The 17,624-nt window shown below is 65.6% G+C and carries 16 protein-coding genes; 2 read left to right on the forward strand and 14 right to left on the reverse strand.

The window, feature by feature from the left end:
• Positions 1-3 precede the first annotated feature (3 nt).
• The gene (locus AB4Z37_RS00905) at positions 4-702 is read right to left on the reverse strand and encodes a pirin family protein (protein ID WP_441514794.1); all 699 of its coding nucleotides are present in this window, start codon (positions 700-702) and stop codon (positions 4-6) included.
• A gap of 413 nt (positions 703-1,115) precedes the next feature.
• On the opposite strand from AB4Z37_RS00905, the gene AB4Z37_RS00910 reads away from it, so the two are divergent.
• Together AB4Z37_RS00910 and AB4Z37_RS00915 are read left to right on the forward strand one after the other, a co-directional pair.
• The gene (locus AB4Z37_RS00910) at positions 1,116-2,321 is read left to right on the forward strand and encodes a PQQ-dependent sugar dehydrogenase (protein ID WP_441515229.1); all 1,206 of its coding nucleotides are present in this window, start codon (positions 1,116-1,118) and stop codon (positions 2,319-2,321) included.
• Between the two features lie 76 nt (positions 2,322-2,397).
• A complete protein-coding gene (locus AB4Z37_RS00915; protein WP_441514795.1) occupies positions 2,398-2,985 on the forward strand; it encodes a c-type cytochrome in 588 nt (195 codons plus the stop codon).
• Here AB4Z37_RS00915 and AB4Z37_RS00920 read toward each other — a convergent pair.
• The 13 genes from AB4Z37_RS00920 to AB4Z37_RS00980 all read right to left on the reverse strand — a co-directional run bounded on the left by AB4Z37_RS00920 (position 2,948) and on the right by AB4Z37_RS00980 (position 17,426).
• Positions 2,948-3,805: an XdhC family protein gene (locus AB4Z37_RS00920; protein ID WP_441514796.1), complete on the reverse strand. Its 858-nt coding sequence runs from the start codon at positions 3,803-3,805 to the stop codon at positions 2,948-2,950. The two genes, AB4Z37_RS00915 and AB4Z37_RS00920, sit on opposite strands and share 38 nt — an antisense overlap.
• 11 nt (positions 3,806-3,816) lie before the next feature.
• The gene (locus AB4Z37_RS00925; RefSeq protein ID WP_441514797.1) at positions 3,817-5,025 is read right to left on the reverse strand and encodes a vWA domain-containing protein; all 1,209 of its coding nucleotides are present in this window, start codon (positions 5,023-5,025) and stop codon (positions 3,817-3,819) included.
• The gene (locus AB4Z37_RS00930; RefSeq protein WP_441514798.1) at positions 5,022-5,894 is read right to left on the reverse strand and encodes an AAA family ATPase; all 873 of its coding nucleotides are present in this window, start codon (positions 5,892-5,894) and stop codon (positions 5,022-5,024) included. The genes AB4Z37_RS00925 and AB4Z37_RS00930 overlap by 4 nt, the downstream gene beginning before the upstream one ends.
• On the reverse strand, positions 5,891-8,317 hold the full coding sequence (locus AB4Z37_RS00935; RefSeq protein ID WP_441514799.1) for an aerobic carbon-monoxide dehydrogenase large subunit: 2,427 nt from the start codon (positions 8,315-8,317) through the stop codon (positions 5,891-5,893). The genes AB4Z37_RS00930 and AB4Z37_RS00935 overlap by 4 nt, the downstream gene beginning before the upstream one ends.
• Entirely contained in the window at positions 8,314-8,814 is a 501-nt protein-coding gene (locus AB4Z37_RS00940) for a 2Fe-2S iron-sulfur cluster-binding protein (RefSeq protein ID WP_441514800.1), read from the reverse strand. Before AB4Z37_RS00940 ends, AB4Z37_RS00935 begins: the two co-directional genes overlap by 4 nt.
• An 11-nt stretch (positions 8,815-8,825) precedes the next feature.
• Entirely contained in the window at positions 8,826-9,689 is an 864-nt protein-coding gene (locus AB4Z37_RS00945; RefSeq protein ID WP_441514801.1) for an FAD binding domain-containing protein, read from the reverse strand.
• Between the two features lie 149 nt (positions 9,690-9,838).
• Positions 9,839-11,080, reverse strand: coding sequence for an MHYT domain-containing protein (locus AB4Z37_RS00950; protein WP_441514802.1), 1,242 nt, complete (start codon positions 11,078-11,080; stop codon positions 9,839-9,841).
• Positions 11,081-11,230: 150 nt separating this feature from the next.
• Entirely contained in the window at positions 11,231-12,502 is a 1,272-nt protein-coding gene (gene fahA / locus AB4Z37_RS00955) for a fumarylacetoacetase (protein ID WP_441514803.1), read from the reverse strand.
• A gap of 26 nt (positions 12,503-12,528) precedes the next feature.
• Complete coding sequence (gene maiA, locus AB4Z37_RS00960; protein WP_441514804.1) at positions 12,529-13,170, reverse strand: maleylacetoacetate isomerase; 642 nt, start codon at positions 13,168-13,170, stop codon at positions 12,529-12,531.
• A 64-nt stretch (positions 13,171-13,234) separates the two neighbouring features.
• Positions 13,235-14,581 carry a homogentisate 1,2-dioxygenase gene (gene hmgA / locus AB4Z37_RS00965; RefSeq protein WP_441514805.1) on the reverse strand — a complete coding sequence of 449 codons (1,347 nt, stop codon included), beginning with the start codon at positions 14,579-14,581 and terminating at the stop codon, positions 13,235-13,237.
• Positions 14,582-14,583: 2 nt separating this feature from the next.
• On the reverse strand, positions 14,584-15,540 hold the full coding sequence (locus tag AB4Z37_RS00970; RefSeq protein WP_441514806.1) for an MBL fold metallo-hydrolase: 957 nt from the start codon (positions 15,538-15,540) through the stop codon (positions 14,584-14,586).
• 42 nt (positions 15,541-15,582) lie between these two features.
• Positions 15,583-15,798: a DUF2783 domain-containing protein gene (locus AB4Z37_RS00975; protein WP_441514807.1), complete on the reverse strand. Its 216-nt coding sequence runs from the start codon at positions 15,796-15,798 to the stop codon at positions 15,583-15,585.
• 11 nt (positions 15,799-15,809) lie between these two features.
• A complete protein-coding gene (locus tag AB4Z37_RS00980; protein ID WP_441514808.1) occupies positions 15,810-17,426 on the reverse strand; it encodes an FAD-dependent oxidoreductase in 1,617 nt (538 codons plus the stop codon).
• Between the last annotated feature and the right edge of the window lie 198 nt (positions 17,427-17,624).

A 17,624-nucleotide genomic window follows, 5' to 3' on the forward strand; every position in this document is an offset into this window, starting at 1 on the left:
CCTTTACGCCGCGTCGACCAGCACGATCTCCGCATCGGCGAGCGCCTTGACCGTTACCACGTCCTCCTGGCGGATGGCGACGCCGTCACGCGCCTCGACCCGCTCGCCGTTGACCTCGACCACGCCCGACGACGGCACGAGATAGCCATGCCGTTCGGCACCGATCGGATAGGTCGTGGTCTCGCCGGCCCTGAGGGTGGCGCCGAGCACGCGAGCCTGCGACCGGATCGGCAGCGCATCCTTGTCATCGGCAAAGCCGCTCGCCAACGTCACGAAGCGCCCGGAGCGATCGGCCTTGGGAAACGGCTTGGCTCCCCAGGCTGGCTGGCCGCCGGTCTGTGTCGGGATGATCCAGATCTGGAAGATCTTGGTCGTCTTCGTTTCCAGATTGTACTCGGCATGGCGAATGCCAGATCCCGCGCTCATCACCTGGACGTCCCCGGCTTCGGTGCGTCCGGTGTTGCCGAGGCTGTCGCGATGGGTAATCGCACCCTCGCGCACATAGGTGATGATCTCCATGTTGGCATGGGGGTGCGGCGGGAAGCCCGAGTTCGGCGCGATCTCGTCGTCGTTCCAGACCCGCAGCGACCCGATGCCAAGATTGTTCGGATCATAGTGGTCGCCGAACGAAAAATGATGCTTGGCCTTGAGCCAGCCATGGTCGCCACCGCCCAGCGTATCGAAGGGTTTGCGCTCGATCATCGGAATCGCTCCATATCACCTGCCGCATTGCCGGCGGCTTCACCTGTCGGCAATGATGTAGAAGCCAACCCGCAGCGATGAAATAGAAACAGCTGAAACTTATTGTTTCCATTCCTGTTCATTCGGATCCCGGCGTTGCTGCAGCGCCAACCGAGCCCTGCTCCGCGGGTGCATGCGGCTTGCGCGCGCTGCATCTCGTTTTGCGATCGCAGCAAATCACGCTGCGGCGCGTCGATCACATGGAAGACAATTTGAGCGCGGCCCCACCATGTTCCGCGTGATATAATGCGCTGCCTCGTCGAGGCCAAAGAAGATCGCTCGATCGAACAAGAACGCAGCCTTGCGTGCTGCTGAGGAGTGAAACGATGGTTTCCAAACCCACTCGGCTGTTTTCGACCCTCACACTCGTTTCGATGATCGTGATGAGCGGCGCGGCCAGCGCCGCCGGACTGAAGAGCTACCAATCCGGCACCAAGGAATTCTGGACTCATCCACCGGATGACTGGTTCCTGGGCGACGAAACCGAAGGACAGAAGGGGCTGGCACCGCCGTCCGGTCCGCCGACCGGCGCGTCCGACAAGGAGCTCGCCGACCTCATCACCAAAATCAAGCTACCGCCGGGCTTCAAGATCGAGGTCTATGCCAGCGGCGTATTGGCCGCGCGGCAGATGGCCTGGGGCGACAAGGGCACGCTGTTCGTCGGTTCGTTCGGGCTTGGCAATGTCTATGCCATCACCGACAACGGCGGCAAGAAGACGGTCAAGACCATCCTCAAAGGCCTGAAGATGCCGACCGGCCTCGCCTTCAAGGATGGCGCGCTCTATGTCATCGATATCGACAAGCTGATCCGCTACGACAATGCGGAGGCCAACCTCGACAAGATGCCGGAAGGCAAGGTGGTATATGACGACATGCCGTCATACGCAGCCCATGGCTGGAAGTATCTCGTCACCGACAAGGACGGCTGGTTCTACATCCCGTTTGGACCTCCATTCAATATCGGCATCCCGCCAACCAGCCTGTCGCAGATCCGCCGCGTCGATCCCAAGACCGGCAATGCGGAGATCGTGGCACTCGGCGTGCGCAACAGCGTCGGCGGCGACATCGATCCGCGCAGCGGCAAGTACTGGTTCACGGAGAATGCGCGCGACTGGCTGGGCGACGACAGCCCCAGCGACAAGCTCAATGTGATCAACAAGCTCGGCGAGCACTTCGGCTATCCCTACTGCCACCAGGGCGACATTCCCGATCCGAAGTTCGCCATGGGGCACAAGTGTGCGGAGTTTTCACCACCGGCCTTCAAGCTCGGCAATCACGTCGCGCCGCTCGGCATGAAGTTCTACACCGGCGATCAGTTTCCGGCGAAGTACAAGAACGCCATGTTCATCGCCGAGCACGGCTCATGGAATCGCCACAGATACCAGGGCGGCCGGATCGTGGTGGTCACCGCCGACGTCAATGGCAAGAACGCCAAGGAGGAGGTGTTCGCCTCCGGGTGGATCAACGGCGACCAGAGCTATCTCGGCCGTCCCGACGACATCATCCTGGCGAAGGACGGCTCGATCCTGGTCGCCGACGACTGGGCGGGCGCGATCTATCGCATCAGCTACAGCAAGTGATGTGATCCACACCCGACCGCCGCGGCTCTCTACGGGAGCCGCGGCGCTTCGTTGTTGCCAGACAGGACCTGCCGTCATGCATCTCCACGTCCTCTCCGCCGTCTCCACGTTGCTGCTGCTCAGTGTCGTCGCACCGGCCGCGGCCGCCGACACTGCCATCCAGGACAAGCTGCCGCTGTGCGAAAGCTGCCACAGCAAGGACGGCATGTCCGTGCTGCCCAACACCCCTTCGCTCGCCGGCCAGCCCGATCAGTACCTGCAATGGCAGTTGGTGTTCTTCCGCGCCGGCACGCGCAAGAGTGAACAGATGTCGCCAGTCGCAGCCGATCTCAGCAACGAGGATATCCGCAACCTCGCCGGCCATTTCGCCGCTCTCGAGCCGCCCGCGTCGCCGCCCGCCGACGACAATCCGGCGCTGTCGGAAACAGGGGCGAAGATCGCGGCGCAAAACCGTTGCGCCTCCTGCCATACCGACAACTTCGCCGGCACCAAGGCGGTGGCGCGGCTCGCCCGCCAGCGCGAGGACTACTTGCTCAAGGCGCTGATGGACTACAAGAGCGGCGTCCGCTCCGGTGGCGCCATGGCGGCAATGGCCGAGGTGGCCTACCCGCTGAGCGAGGACCAGATCAAGGCATTGGCCCACTATCTCGCGCACCTGAAGTGAACACGGAGGCACGCTGGCCACGGCGACGTGTGAGCGTGATCTCCGCCATGATCGACATCGCGATCTCTTCCGGCGTGATCGCGCCGAGATCGAGCCCGGCCGGAGCTCTGACCTGGTCTAGCAGGCCGGCCGTGCTCCCCGCCGCCATCAACTTATCACGCAGCGCGGCCATCTTGCGGCGACTGCCGACAAAGGCGTGGTAGGACGCGTCGATCGACAGCGCCGCCCGCAGCGCCGCCTCGTCACCCTTCCCCTGCGTCGAAACAACGACGAAACGCTTCGCCGCATGCAGATGCTCCGGCCTGTAACCATCGACCACGACATCGGCATCCGGAATCTCGGTGAGATCGGCCGCCGGAGCCGCGACGGTCACATGATAGCCAAGGCTGCCCGCCTGGACAGCAAGCGCCAGCGCCACCGGACTTGCGCCGATGATGACCAGTGCCGGATGCGGCAGCATCGGCTCGACGAAGATGTCCATGGTGCCCTTGCTGGGACACATGTTGCTGGCGAAGCGCACGCCGTCGCGGCTTTCGCCGGGCTGCACGCCGAGCTCCGCCAGCAGGTTTTCCGGCTGCACCGACACCATGCGCGGCTCGCCGTCGGCAAGCGCGTCGCGCGCCGCTTTCAGGACGGCGCCGCGAGCGCAGCCGCCGCCGATCCAGCCCGCCACGATGGTCCCGTCCGGACGGATCACAGCCTTGGCGCCGGCCTTCGCTGCGGTCACCGAGACGGTACGCACCACGGTCGCGAGCACGAACGCTTCCTCCGCCGCCTGCAGGCGGGCCACCAGATCCATCACTTCGCCATGGACGGTCATCACCGCCTCCATCACAGCGCCGCGAGATAGGGCTCGAGATCGGCGAGACTGTTGAGCGTGTGGGCCGGCGCAAACAGGTCGACATGCGGCAGCGCCGCCTTCATGCCTGCGGCCTCCGGTGCATAATCCTTCCAGCCCAGCATCGGATTGAGCCAGACGATGCGGCGGCAACGCCGGCCGAGCGCCGCCATCTCGCGGCCGAGCAGCACCGCGTCGCCGGTCTCATAGCCGTCCGAGACGATCATCACGCAGGTCCGTCCGTGGATCACCCGTGCCGCATGGCTGCGGTTGAATGTCTGCAGGCATTCTCCGATCCGTGTGCCACCCCCGGTGCCTTGCGCCATCATCGCCAGGCGATCGAGCGCGCGCGCCGGATCGCGCTCCTTCATCGCGTCGGAGACATGCGCGAGACGGGTGTGGAACAGAAAGGCCTCGGCCTCGCGAAACGCGTCGAGCACGCCGTGGACGAAGCGCAGGAAGATCCCGGTGTACAGATTCATCGAGCCGGAAGCATCGAGCAAAATCACCAGACGCAGCGGCTTGGTCTTGCGTTGCCGCCGCATCAGCTCGATCGGCACGCCGCCGCGGCCGATGCTGTGATGAATGGTGCGGCGCAGATCGAGCCGCCGGCCGCGGCTGCGCACCCGATCGCGGCGCGTCAGGCGGGTGCGCATCGCACGCGCGAGCTTCGCCGCTACTGCATGGGCGGCCTCGATCTGCTCCGGATCGGCCATGTGGCGAAAATCGACCTCCGCCAGCGTCTCGCCGCGGGTCGCACCCTCGCTGCGCCCTTCCCCACCCGCCGGCGGTGCGGTCCCATCGTCTCCGGCCATCTGATCGACCGGTGCCGATCCGCCGGCCTGCATCCGCGCCGCGGAATCGAGGCTCTTGAGCGACGGATTGTTCGCAGGCTTCGCCGGCCCCGTCGCCAGCGACCGCGAACGCACCCGCTGCCCGAGCCAGAACGCGTCGAACAGACCGTCGAAGCGATCCCAGTCCGCCTTGCGCGCCGAGAACAGGTGCTTGAACGCCGAGCGCAGCAGCCCCGGCCGTTCGGCATAGCCCGCCGCCACCAGCGCCGCGGCGTCCTGTCCCTCCTGCAGGCCGACAGTGAAGGCATTGTCGCGCAGCGTGCGCAGGAAGGCGGCGAGTGTTTGCGCCATCGCACGCGAGGCGTCGCGCATCTCCTCCGCCGTACAGGGTGTGCCGCAGCAGCTCATGCGACCTTTCCCAGCAGCCGTGCGGTGACTTCAGGCCGGAAGGCGGCCTTGTCCTCGCGGGTCTTCAACAGGCACATCAGTGTCTCGTGAACCGTTTCGGGCGCGTCGCGCAGATCGCGGACGTCGAGTCCGACCAGCGCCGCAGCCCAGTCCAGCGTCTCGGCGACGCCCGGCACCTTGCGCAGGTCCTCCCTGCGCACGCCATCAACCATCCGGGCGATTTGCAGGGCCAGCGCGGCGCTGGCGCCTGGAACCCGGGCGAGGATGATGCGCGCCTCGCGGTCGACGTCCGGGTAGTCGAGATAATGATAGAGGCAGCGCCGGCGCAGCGCGTCCGACAGTTCGCGGGTGGCGTTCGAAGTCAGCACCACATGGGGAATCGTGCGCGCCTTGACGGTGCCAAGTTCCGGGATCGAGACCTGGAAATCCGACAGCAACTCGAGCAGGAACGCCTCGAACTCGTCATCGGCCCGGTCGATCTCGTCGATCAGCAGCACCACCGGCTGCTCGTGGCGGATCGCCGCGAGCAGGGGGCGCTCGAGCAGATACTTTTCCGAGAAGATCGCGTCCTCGACACTGGCCCCACCGACACCGCGATGGGCCTCGATCGCCAGCAACTGGCGCTGGTAGTTCCACTCATAGAGCGCCGCCGACTGATCCAGCCCTTCATAGCACTGCAGGCGGATCAGCTCGGTGTCGTGCACGGCCGCGAGCGCCTTGGCGACCTCGGTCTTGCCCACGCCCGCCTCGCCCTCCAGCAGCAGTGGGCGCGACAACAACTGCATCAGCGCGATCGCAGTCGCCAGCTCGCCATCGGCGATATAGCCGGTGGCCGCCAGACGCTCCGCGATCCGCTGCTGCTGTTTCATGACGTCGCGAACACTCCGAGCCGCTCCGCCGCCCGCCAGTTGCGCCAGAAATCGTGCGGCATCTGGATATGGGTGCTGCCAAGGAACGAGAACGCGTCGTTGACGGCGTTGGAGAATGCCGGCACGCCGCCGACATTGGGGCTTTCGCCGACACCCTTGGCGCCGATCGGGTGGTGCGGCGACGGCGTGACGGTGAAGTCGGTCTCCCAGTGCGGCGTCTCCACCGCAGTCGGCATGAAGAAATCCATGAACGAGCCGGTGACGACATTGCCGCCATCGTCGTAGCGGATCTCCTGCCCCATCGCGATGGCGAACGCCTCCGTCAGGCCGCCATGGACCTGGCCCTCGATGATCATCGGATTGATGCGCGTGCCGCAATCGTCGAGCGCATAGAAGCGGCGGACCTTGTAGACGCCGGTATCGATGTCGATGTCCATGACACAGATATAGGCGCCGAACGGATAGGTCATGTTCGGCGGATCATAATAACTCACCGCCTCGAGGCCAGGCTCCATGCCCGGCGGCACCGAGTTATACGCCGCCCAGCAGATGTCCTTCATGGTGATCGACTTCTCCGGCAGGCCCTTGATGCGGAAGCCGTCGATGTCCCACTCCAGATCGTCCTCGTGAACCTCGAGCTTGTAGGCGGCGATCATCTGCGCCTTGGCCTTGATCTTGCGTGCGGCCATGGCGATGGCTGCGCCGGCGACCGGCGTCGAGCGCGACCCGTAGGTCCCGAGCCCATAGGGCGCGGTGTCGGTATTGCCCTCCTCGACCATGATGTTGTCGGCGGGAATGCCGATCTCCGTGGCGATGATCTGGGCCCATGTCGTCGCGTGGCCCTGCCCTTGGCTCTTGGTGCCCATGCGCGCGATGCCCGCGCCCGTCGGATGCAGGCGGATCTCGCAGGAGTCGAACATGGCGATCCCGAGAATGTCGCAGTTCTTCGACGGTCCCGCGCCGACGATCTCGGTGAAGAACGACACCCCGATGCCCATGATCTCGCGCGTCTCGCCGCGCTGAAACGCCGCGCGCTTTTCCGCCTGCTCCTTACGCAGATCGGCATAGTGCGTGGTCTCCAGCGCCTTGCGCATCGCGGTGTGGTAATCGCCGGAGTCATATTCCCAGCCGAGCGCCGAGTGATAGGGAAACTGCTCCGGCTTCACGAAGTTCTTCAGCCGTAGCTCGGCCGGATCCATGCCAAGCTTCTGCGCCAGGATGTCCATGCCCCGCTCGATGCAGTAGGCGGCCTCGGTGACACGGAACGAGCAGCGATAGGCCACCCCGCCCGGCGCCTTGTTGGTGTAGATGCCGTCCACCGCCAGGTGCGCGACCGGAAAATCATAGGAGCCGGTGACGATGTTGAAGAAGCCCGCGGGCCACTTCGACGGATCGGCGCAGGCGTCGAACGCGCCGTGATCGGCGAGGACATGGACACGCAGCCCCGTCACCTTGCCGTCCTTCGTCGCCGCGATCTCCGTCGTCATGTGGTAGTCGCGGGCGAACGAGGTCGCCGTGAGGTTTTCGATGCGGTCCTCGACCCATTTCACCGGCTTGCCGGTCACGATCGAGGCGACTGCCGCGCAGATATAGCCGGGATAGGCGCCGACCTTGTTGCCGAAGCCGCCGCCAATATCCGGCGAGATGACATGGATCTTCTGCTCCGGCAGCTTGGCGATCAGCGACACCACCGTGCGGATGACGTGCGGCGCCTGGAAGGTGCCCCAGATCGTCAGTTCGCCCTTGATCTTGTCGAACGAGCACACGCACTGGCAGGTTTCCAGCGGCGACGGATGGGTGCGGTGATAGGAGATCAGCTCCTTGATGGTGACATCGGCCTTGCGGAAGGCGGCGTCGGTCAGGTCCTTGTCGCCGACCGTCCATTCAAAAATATGGTTGTGATGCTTGCGCGGGCCGTGCGCGCCGGAGGTCTTGCCGGCGAGATCCTCGCGCAGCACCGGCGCATTCGCATCCATCGCCTTGAACGGATCGACCAGCACCGGCAGCGGCTCGTAGTCGACCTCGACCTTGCCGATGCCGTCGTCGGCGGCATAGCGATCGGTGGCGACGACGAAGGCAACCTCCTGGTTCTGGAACAGCACCTTGCCGTCGGCCAGCACCATCTGCACATCACCGGCGAGCGTCGGCATCCAGGCGAGATTGACCGTTTTCAGCGTCTCGGCCGTGATCACCGCCAGCACGCCCGGCACCTTGAGCGCCTCCTCCGTCCGGATCGCCTTGACCCGTGCATGGGCGTGCGGCGAGCGCACGAAATCGCCATGCAGCATGCCCGGCAGCTTGACGTCGTCGACGTAGTTGCCCTTACCCTGGGTGAAGCGGATATCCTCGACCCGCTTGCGCTTGCAGCCCATGCCTTCGAGCCGGGCTTCGCGTTCTTCCCGCGTGGGAGTCATGTCGTTCATTCTGCAGCCTCCCGGAATTCCGTGCCGTTGATCTTCGCCGCGGCGTACTGGATCGCCTTGACGATGTTCTGGTAGCCGGTGCACCGGCAGATGTTGCCGGAGATGCCTATGCGGATCTCCGCCTCGGTCGGCGCCGGGTTTTCCTGCAGCAGGCGATGCGCCCGCAGGATCATGCCCGGCGTGCAGTAGCCGCACTGCAGGCCGTGCATCATGCGAAAACCTTCCTGCAGCGCCGACAGCGAGCCGTCGGCGCTGGCCATCCCCTCGATGGTGGTGAGATCGGCGCCGTCGGCCTGGACCGCGAACACGGTGCAGCTCTTCACGGACATGCCGTTGAAGTCGACCGTACAGGCACCGCAGTGGGTGGTTTCGCAGCCAATATGGGTTCCGGTCAGCTGGAGCTGCTCGCGGATGAAATGCACCAGCAGGGTGCGCGGCTCGACGAGGCCTTCGACCTCGGTGCCATTGACCTTCATCGTGACGTGGGTCTTCGCCATCGTATCCTCCCTCAGCGCGCGCGGGCGGCGGCGCGCTGCAGCGCCCGCATCACCATGATGCCGCCGACATGCTTACGGTATTCGGCAGGGCCGCGGGCATCGGCTGCCGGGGTCATGATCGCCCGCGCCGCCGCCGCGGCGTTCGCCAGTGCGGCCCCATCGAGGCTCGTCCCTATCACCGCCTTTGCCGCGTCGTCGGCGAGCAGCGGCGTCTCCGACAGGTTGGTGAGCCCGATGGCACAGGTTGCGACCTTGCCACCGGCCATGGTGAGCACGACCGCTGCGGCGGCGGTGGCATAGTCGCCGACCTTGCGCTTGAGCTTCTCGTAGGCGGAGCCATGTCCGGCTGGCGGCACGGGTACAGTGATCGCGGTGAGGATCTCGCCCGGCTCCAGCGCGGTGAAATAGGCCCCCTGATAGAACTCGGCGGCCGGAACGTCTCGGGCGCCCTGCGCGCCCTCCAGGCGGTAGCTCGCCCCCAGGGTCATCATCAGCGCCGGCATGTCGTTGCCGGGATCGCCATTAGCGACATTGCCGCCGACGGTCCCGAGATAGCGCACCTGCGGATCGGCTATCAGCTGCGCGGCTTCATGCAGGATGGGCAGGGCTTCGCCGATCAGGGCCGAAGCGAGCAGATCGTGCTGGGTGGTCATGGCCCCGATGACGACCGCACCGGCGTCGCGCCGGATGCCCCTTAGAGTGGCGATGCCATGGAGGTCGATAAGATGCTCGGGGGTGGCGAGCCGCAGCTTCATCATCGGGATCAGGCTGTGGCCGCCGGCGAGCGGACGGGCTTCGCTGCCGAGCAACGACAGCAGTTTCACCGCGTCGGCGATGCTCGCCGGCCGGTGGTAGCTGAACGGGCCAGGGATCATGAACGTCCTCCATCCGTCTTGTTCGCGGGGGGCACGCAGACGCTGCACAAAGGCTCCCCCTCACGGCTGCGGCGTGCAAGACGACAGCGGTCAGAGCCGCACGAAGGGCCGGAATTCCCACGAATGACGGGCTATGCGCACGAAATGCGTCAGCCTTTATGACCTGTCTGGGCTTCGGACAGCGGATGGGAGACGCCGCGACGACCGGCGAGCCCCAGCATCGCCTTCAGCTCGGCGAGCTTGGCACGGCTGACCGGCACGCGGTGCGGCACCGCACCATCGAGCTCGACAACGGCGCCGTCACCTTCCTTGCGCACGAAGGTGACATGGGCAATGGCGACGATGTGGCTGCGATGCACGCGGACGAACTGCATGGGGTCGAGCTGCGCCTCCGCTTCCGAGATCGACCACACACACATCCGCTCGCGCGTTCCGTCGTGGACGAGGGTGTAGTGGGCGTTGGCGCGCAGTCCGCGGACCTCTGCGACATCGATCAGGTGGGTCCCCTCCGCCCCCTCGACCGGTACGCGAGACACCGGCGCGATCCGTGGCTGACCGATCCCACCGAGCGGGGTCGGCATCAGGCGCTGCACCGCGGGACTGCGTTCCGTAACCTCCGTGCCGACGGACAGGCCGATCCCGCCCTCGGAGACCGCTCCAGCCGCTGCGTCCACGGCACGCCCGCGCGGGTCCGGCACGAGCGACAGCAGGAAGCCGCCGGCAATGACGAAGCTCAGCACCGAGACGATCACAGCCAGCCATTGTTGCGACACGGCGAGCCCGCCCATGTGGTGGTCGCCACCGGCCGCGGGCGCGAAATGCATGCCCATCATGGCGGTGTAGTGCATGCCCGATACCGCGATGCCAAAGGCCACCGCACTCGCCGCCAGGCGGACCCCCTCCTGTCGTGCAAGAAAGGCGCGCAGCCCGCCATAGGCGGCCAGCACCGCAATCAGCACCGACAGCACGATCATCGGCAGGTCATGGATGATGGTAAAACGCCCGGCGAGGCCGTGAATGCCGACATAGTGCATGCTGGCGATGCCGGCACCGAGCAAAACCGCCGACGACGCGAGCCGCGGCAGGGTCGGCTCGCCGATACTGACGAAGAACAGCGAGACGCCGACCACCAGGGCGCAGATCAGGAACGAGATGACCGTCGGCAGGACGAGATAGACCGTGTCGGCCGGCATCGGCGCCGCCAGGATGCCGATGAAATGCATGGTCCAGATACCTACGGCGAAAAAGCCGGCGGCACCGGCCAGCAGCAGGCGACGGCTCGCGCCCGGAACGGCGCGAATGCGTGCCGCAAGGCTGAAACCGGTATAGCCGCCCAGGATCGCGATCCCCACCGAGAGCGCGACGAGAAAAGGATCGTGTCCATCGAACATGATCGCCTCGACGGCCCGTCGTCACGGGCGCGCCTCCTCCCGCCGCAAAGTGTATCTGCGGCGGAGGAATTGACAATCTGTCCGGATCCAGCGTGGCCGATTGTGTCGTCACCGCACCGGACGAGGCACCGGCGACCGCCGGTACTGCGATCAGGCCGCAGGCAGGATGGTGCCTTCGACCTCACCAAAGCCGACGCGATAGCCGTCGCCCTGGCAGAAGCCGGTGATGGCAAGGGAATCGCCGTCCTCGATGAACGTGCGGCGCTCGCCGCCGACGTCGAGCGGCTCGGCGCCGCCCCAGCTGATTTCGAGCAGGCTGCCGCGCTGATCCTTTTCCGCGCCGCTGATCGTGCCCGAACCGAGCAGATCGCCGACATTCATGGCGCAACCGGACGAGGCATGATGGACGAGCTGCTGCACCGACGACCAGTACATGTACTTGAAGTTGGTGCGGCAGATGCGCTGCGGCGCCGCCATCTTGGCGGTCCGCAGCGTGACGTCGAGGGTGAGGTCGTAGTTGTTGGCGCCGGCCTGCTGCAGGTAGGGCAGCGGCTTGGGATCCTGCGCCGGGCCGTGGACGCGGAACGGCTCCAGCGCCTCGCGGGTGACGATCCACGGGCTGATCGAGGTGGCGAACGCCTTGGCCTGGAACGGGCCGAGCGGCACATACTCCCACTGCTGGATGTCGCGGGCGCTCCAGTCGTTGAGCAGCGTGAAGCCGAAAATCATCGCCTCGGCCTCGGCTTCCGAGAGGCGCTTGCCCATCTCGGAGGGCTGGCCGACCACGACGCCCATCTCGAGCTCGAAATCGAGGCGCTTGCAGGGGCCGAAGCTCGGCACTTCGGCGGTCGGCGGCTTGAGCTGGCCGTGCGGGCGGCGCACCGGCGTGCCGCTCACCACCACCGTGGACGCGCGGCCATTGTAGCCGATCGGAATGTGCAGCCAGTTCGGCAGCAGCGGGTTCGACTTGTCGCGGAACATGGCGCCGACATTGGTGGCGTGCTCCTTCGACGAGTAGAAGTCGGTGAAGCCGGCGACCGCGAGCGGCAGATAGAGCTGCACGTCGCGACGCGGATGCAGCGCGCGCTTGCGCAGCTCGGCGTTGTCACGCAGCTCCGCATTGTCGTGGCGCAGCAGCTCGCTGATGCGGGCGCGGGTCTTGCTCCACACCGCAGGACCAAGCGCCATGAAGGCGTTGATCGACGGCTGCGCGAACACGCCCTTGGCGGTGCTCGCCGTCAGGACGCCTGCGGCTTCCAGCGCCGCAAGGTCGAGCACCTGATCGCCGATAGCGACACCGACACGGGGTGCGGCGTCGGCCTTGGTCGAGAACACACCGTACGGCAGGTTCTGGATCGGGAAATCGGACGCCGGATCGACGTCGACGAAGGAACGGAGCTTGGGATCGTTGGGATGGCTCATCGGAGTGCTTTCGACAGAACGGAGGGTTATTCGGCGTCGGCCTGGCGGCCGGGTTCGGCAGCAGCGAAGGCTTCGAGCTTGGCAGAGGCGGCATCGATGCCGCGGATGCGCTCATAGGGCGCGAGATCGAGGCCGAAGCGGCGGGCGTTGAACACCTGCGGCACGATGCAGATGTCGGCGAGCGTCGGACGATCCCCGAGCGCGAACGGCCCAGGCAGCTCCCGGAGCCGCGCTTCGATGGCGTCGAAGCCAAGCTTGATCCAGTGCTGCGACCAGGCATTACGGGTCGGCTCGTCGACGCCGATCTGATTCAGGCGGTTGAGCACCCGCAGGTTGCCGATCGGATGGATGTCGCTGGCGACGGTAAGCGCGATCTCGCGGGCGATGGCACGCTGCTCGGCATTGCCCGGCAGCAGCGGCGGCTCGGGATGGGTCTCGTCGAGATACTCGATGATCGCGAGCGACTGGGCGAGATGGAAGCTGCCGTCGATCCAGTACGGCACGAGGCCGGCCGGATTGACCTTGAGATACTCCGGCCCGGTCTGCTCGCCCTTGCGCAGATGGATGAACTTGTTGTCGGCGCTCAGCCCCTTGAGGCCGAGGGCGATGCGAACGCGGTAGGCCGCGGTCGAGCGGTAGTAGCCATAAAGCGTGGCGTGGTCGGACATCTGGCACCGGATGAAAAGCGAACAGCCCCGCCACGCGGACACGCGGCGGGGACTGGATCGAAGGTTACGGCTTGGTCGGGTCGAACTTCTTCTCGAGGCCCTTCCAGCAGTCGGCATAATCGTCCTGCAGGGTGGCGGAGGAGGCGGCATGCGCCGTGACCCGCTGCGGGAAACGCGTCTCGAACATGAACGCCATGGTGCCCGTCAGCTTCACCGGCTTGAGCTCGCCGTTGCTGGCGTGCTCGAAGGCGTCACGATCCGGGCCGTGCGGCAGCATGCAGTTATGCAGGCTCATGCCGCCCGGCGTGAAGCCCTGGGGCTTGGCGTCGTAGACGCCGTAGATCAGGCCCATGAACTCCGACATGATGTTCATGTGGTACCACGGCGGACGGAAGGTGTTCTCCGCGACCATCCAGCGCTCCGGGAAGATCACGAAGTCGATGTTGGCGGTGCCGGCGGTCTCCGACGGCGAGGTCAGCACCGTGAAGATCGACGGATCCGGATGATCGAACGCAATCGCACCGACCGGCGAGAAGGTGCGCAGGTCGTACTTGTAGGGCGCGTAGTTGCCATGCCAGCCGACGACATCGATCGGCGAATGCGGCAGCGTGGTCGCCCACAGCGCACCACCCCACTTCACGAACAGCTCGGTCGGGGTGTCCTTGTCCTCATAGGCCGCGACCGGGGTGAGGAAGTCGCGGGCGTTGGCGAGACAGTTGGCACCGATCGGGCCACGCTCCGGCAACGTGAATGCGCCGCCGTAGTTCTCGCAGAGATAGCCGCGCGCCGGACCGCCATTGAGCTCGACGCGGAACTTGACACCGCGCGGGATCACCACGATCTCGGCCGGCTCGGCATCGATCACACCGAACTCAGTGACGAAGCGCAGCTTGCCCTGCTGCAGCACAAACATCATCTCGCCGTCGGCATTGTAGAAGTGCTGGTCGACCATCGACTTGGTGATCAGGTAGACGTGCGCCGCCATGCCCGCCTGGGTGTTGGCGTCGCCGGCGGTGGTCATGGTCTGCACGCCGTCGATGAAGGTCAGCTCCGTCGACGGGATCGGAGTCGGATCCCAGCGCAGCTGGCCGATCGGCATCTCCGTCTCGAAGCACGGCGCGGTCCGCCACAGCCCGCCATCGACCTTCCTGAAGCGGCCGGAGTGCAGGACCGACGGGCGAATGCGGTACAGCCAGGATCGCTCGTTGGTGCCGCGCGGCGCCGTGAACGGCGAGCCGGAGAGCTGCTCGGCATAGAGCCCGTAGGCGGCACGCTGCGGCGAGTTGCGGCCGATCGGCAGCGCGCCGGGCAGCGCTTCGGTCTCGAAGCTGTTGCCGAAGCCGGACATGTAGCCCGGCGTGATGTTGCTCACCGACCTGGCAATCGCATCAGGAGCTGCGTTGTAATTCATGGTCACTCTCCCTGCAGGGCTGCCCACATCTCGCGGTCACGCTCGGCGGTCCAGATCACCGGATCGTCGATGCCCGACGCTTCGTCATAGGCGCGGGACACATTGAACGGCAGGCAGTGCTCGTAGATGGCGAAGCTCGAGAACTTCGGATCCATTACTTCGCGGGTCGCCGCCATGCTCTCCTTGAGCGAGCGGCCCTTGGCGACCGAGGTCTCGGCCGCGCCATACAGCGAGGTGACGAAGTCGCGGGTCATGGCAATGGCTTCGCGGCAGGTCGCAGTGCCCTGCAACGCATCGCCGCGACCCGGCGCGATCGCCTTGGGATTGAATTCGCGGATCTCGTTGAGGGTCATCGGCCACTCGCGCAGATGCGCGTCGCCGCAGTAGCAGGCGGAGTGATATTCGATCAGGTCGCCGGAGAACATCACCTCGGCATCGGGCACCCATGCGACGATGTCACCGGAGGTGTGGCCGGCGCCGAGCTGCATCAGCTTGACTTCGCGCTTGCCGAGGAAGATCGACATCTCGCCCTCGAACGCCAGCGTCGGCCAGGTCAGGCCGGGAATGCTCTCGGCATCGCGGAACAGGCGCGGGAAGCGGCCGTATTCGGAATCCCAGTCCTGCTGGCCGCGCTCCTGGATCAGGCGATAGGTTTCCTGCGAGGCTACGATGCCTTCGGCATTGTAGGCCGAGGCGCCGAGCACACGCACAGCGTGATAGTGCGACAGCACGACATACTTGATCGGCTTGTCGGTGACGGTGCGAACGCGTTCGACCACGCTTCTGGCCATCGCCGGGGTCGCCTGGGCATCGAACACGAGGCAGCCGTCGTCGCCGACGATCACCGCCGTGTTGGGGTCGCCCTCCGCCGTGAAGGCATAGAGATCGGTGCCGATCTCCGAGAAGGTAACCTTCTTTTCCGAAAGATCGTTGGTGGAGGCAAAGCCTTTGGCGCTCATCGTCGGTTGTTCCTGTCTACGCGTCGTCTTGAAGTCTTGGTTTTACGACTGCGGCGCTGCCGGGTGGGCAACGCCGCGCTTGGCCAGCGTGATGGCATCACGCAGCACATCGATATCGCCGATGTGATTGGCGAGTACGAGCACCAGCGCCGCATCGAGCGTCGCGCTGTCCTCGTCGCTGAGGCCGCGATGGGCCTCCACAATCAGCCGGAATGCATCGTCCGGCCTGGCGAAATTGGAAGTGGTCGACACAGCCATGATCGGACCTCTCAGTTGGCGCCGGCCGCACGCGACAATGCCGCGTCAAGTGCTGCGCGGGTCGGGTGGCGGAAGCGCGCGGCCACATAGCCGTCGGGGCGCAGCAGATAGGCCGTTCCGGGAGCGGCATCATAGCGCGTTTTCGCAAGCCCGGCCTGGTCGATCAGCGCTTCATCGGCGCCAATACGGATCACGCCGACGCCGTCGGGGGCCGGCGCGGCCGCGCCGTTGGCAAACTCCAGCAATGTGAAACGACGCCCCTGCGCAATGAAGGCATCCGTCAGATACGACGTGCCGCCGGCGCGCGCGACCAGCGGCGCATCACGCATCGACATTCCGGGGACGACACCGCCATTCCAGGCATCGGCATCCGGCGTCGACAGCGGCGTATCGTACACCGAGGGCACCGACAGGCGACCGCCATTGACCATGCGCTTGCCGAAATCGGTGTCCTTGGCGAGCGCCAGCACTGCGCGGCGCAGCCGCTCTTCCTCGCGCGAGGCCGGCGCCATGAAATCAGTGGCACGGGTCGATTCGCGAATGTTCTCGTCGGCCGCCGCGCTACGCTCGGTGTGATAGGTGTCGAGCAGTGCTTCCGGCGCGCGTCCGTCGAGCACCCGCGACAGCTTCCAGGCGAGGTTCTCCGCATCCTCCAGCCCGGAATTGGCGCCGCGTGCACCGAATGGCGACACCTGATGCGCGGAGTCGCCGGCGAAAATCACCCGGCCGTGGACAAAGCGGTCCATGCGCCGGCACTGGAATTTGTAGAGCGAAATCCACTCGAACTCGAAATTGTCGTGGCCGAGCATGCGCGCGATGCGCGGACGGACGTTCTCGGGACGACGCTCGACGATGGGATCGGCATCAGGGCTGAGCTGCAGGTCGATGCGCCAGACATTGTCGGGCTGGCGATGCAGCAGCGCCGAACGACCGGCATGGAACGGCGGATCGAACCAAAACCAGCGCTCGGTCGGGAAATCCGCGGCCATCTTGACGTCGGCAATCAGGAACTGGTCCTCGAATACCTTGCCCGAAAACTCCGCCCCGACCATGCCGCGCAGCGACGAGCGCGCGCCGTCGCAGGCGATGAGATGCGAAGCGGACAGGCGATAGGGCCCCTCCGGCGTCTCGATGGTCAGCACCACATGGTCGTTGCGCTGCTCGAGCGCCGTGACCTTGTTGCGCCAGCGCAGGCTGATGCCGGGAAGCTGGGCGGCGCGTTCGACCAGATAGGCTTCCGCATAGAACTGCTGCAGGTTGATGAAGGCCGGCATCTTGTGGCCGTCCTCGGGCAGCAGGTTGAACTGATAGAGCTGGGCGGCGCCGTGAAAAATCTTGCCGACGCTCCACACCACGCCTTTGTCGACCATGCGGCTGCCGACACCGAGCCGGTCCCAGTATTCCAGTGCACGCTTGGAGAAGCAGATGGCGCGGGAGCCCTCACCGATCCGGTCGGCATCGTCGAGCAGCACAACGGGATGGCCACGCTCGGCGAGATCAATCGCAAGCGACAAACCGACCGGGCCCGCCCCGACCACGACCACCGGATGATGGGCAATCGCCGCGGCCGGACGCTCCTGGTCCGCATGTCGCAGATAGCCGAATTGGGTCGCTGCACCGCCGGTCATCACGCCCTCCCGCTCGTTTCATTCTAATTATGGTGATTGTGCTGGCGTTCCCGGACGCCGGACATTAAATTAGTCTCATATGCAACTATATACGCTTCGCTTGCGGCAGCCGTCAACTGGTCAAGGCGCGATGTGCACGGTCGCTTGACAGCCATCCGGAACCAACTTCGAATTGGTTCCAGAAGTTTGGCCTGATTC

It is taken from the genome of Bradyrhizobium sp. 2TAF24, assembly GCF_052115025.1.
In the GTDB taxonomy this organism is placed as follows: domain Bacteria; phylum Pseudomonadota; class Alphaproteobacteria; order Rhizobiales; family Xanthobacteraceae; genus Bradyrhizobium_A.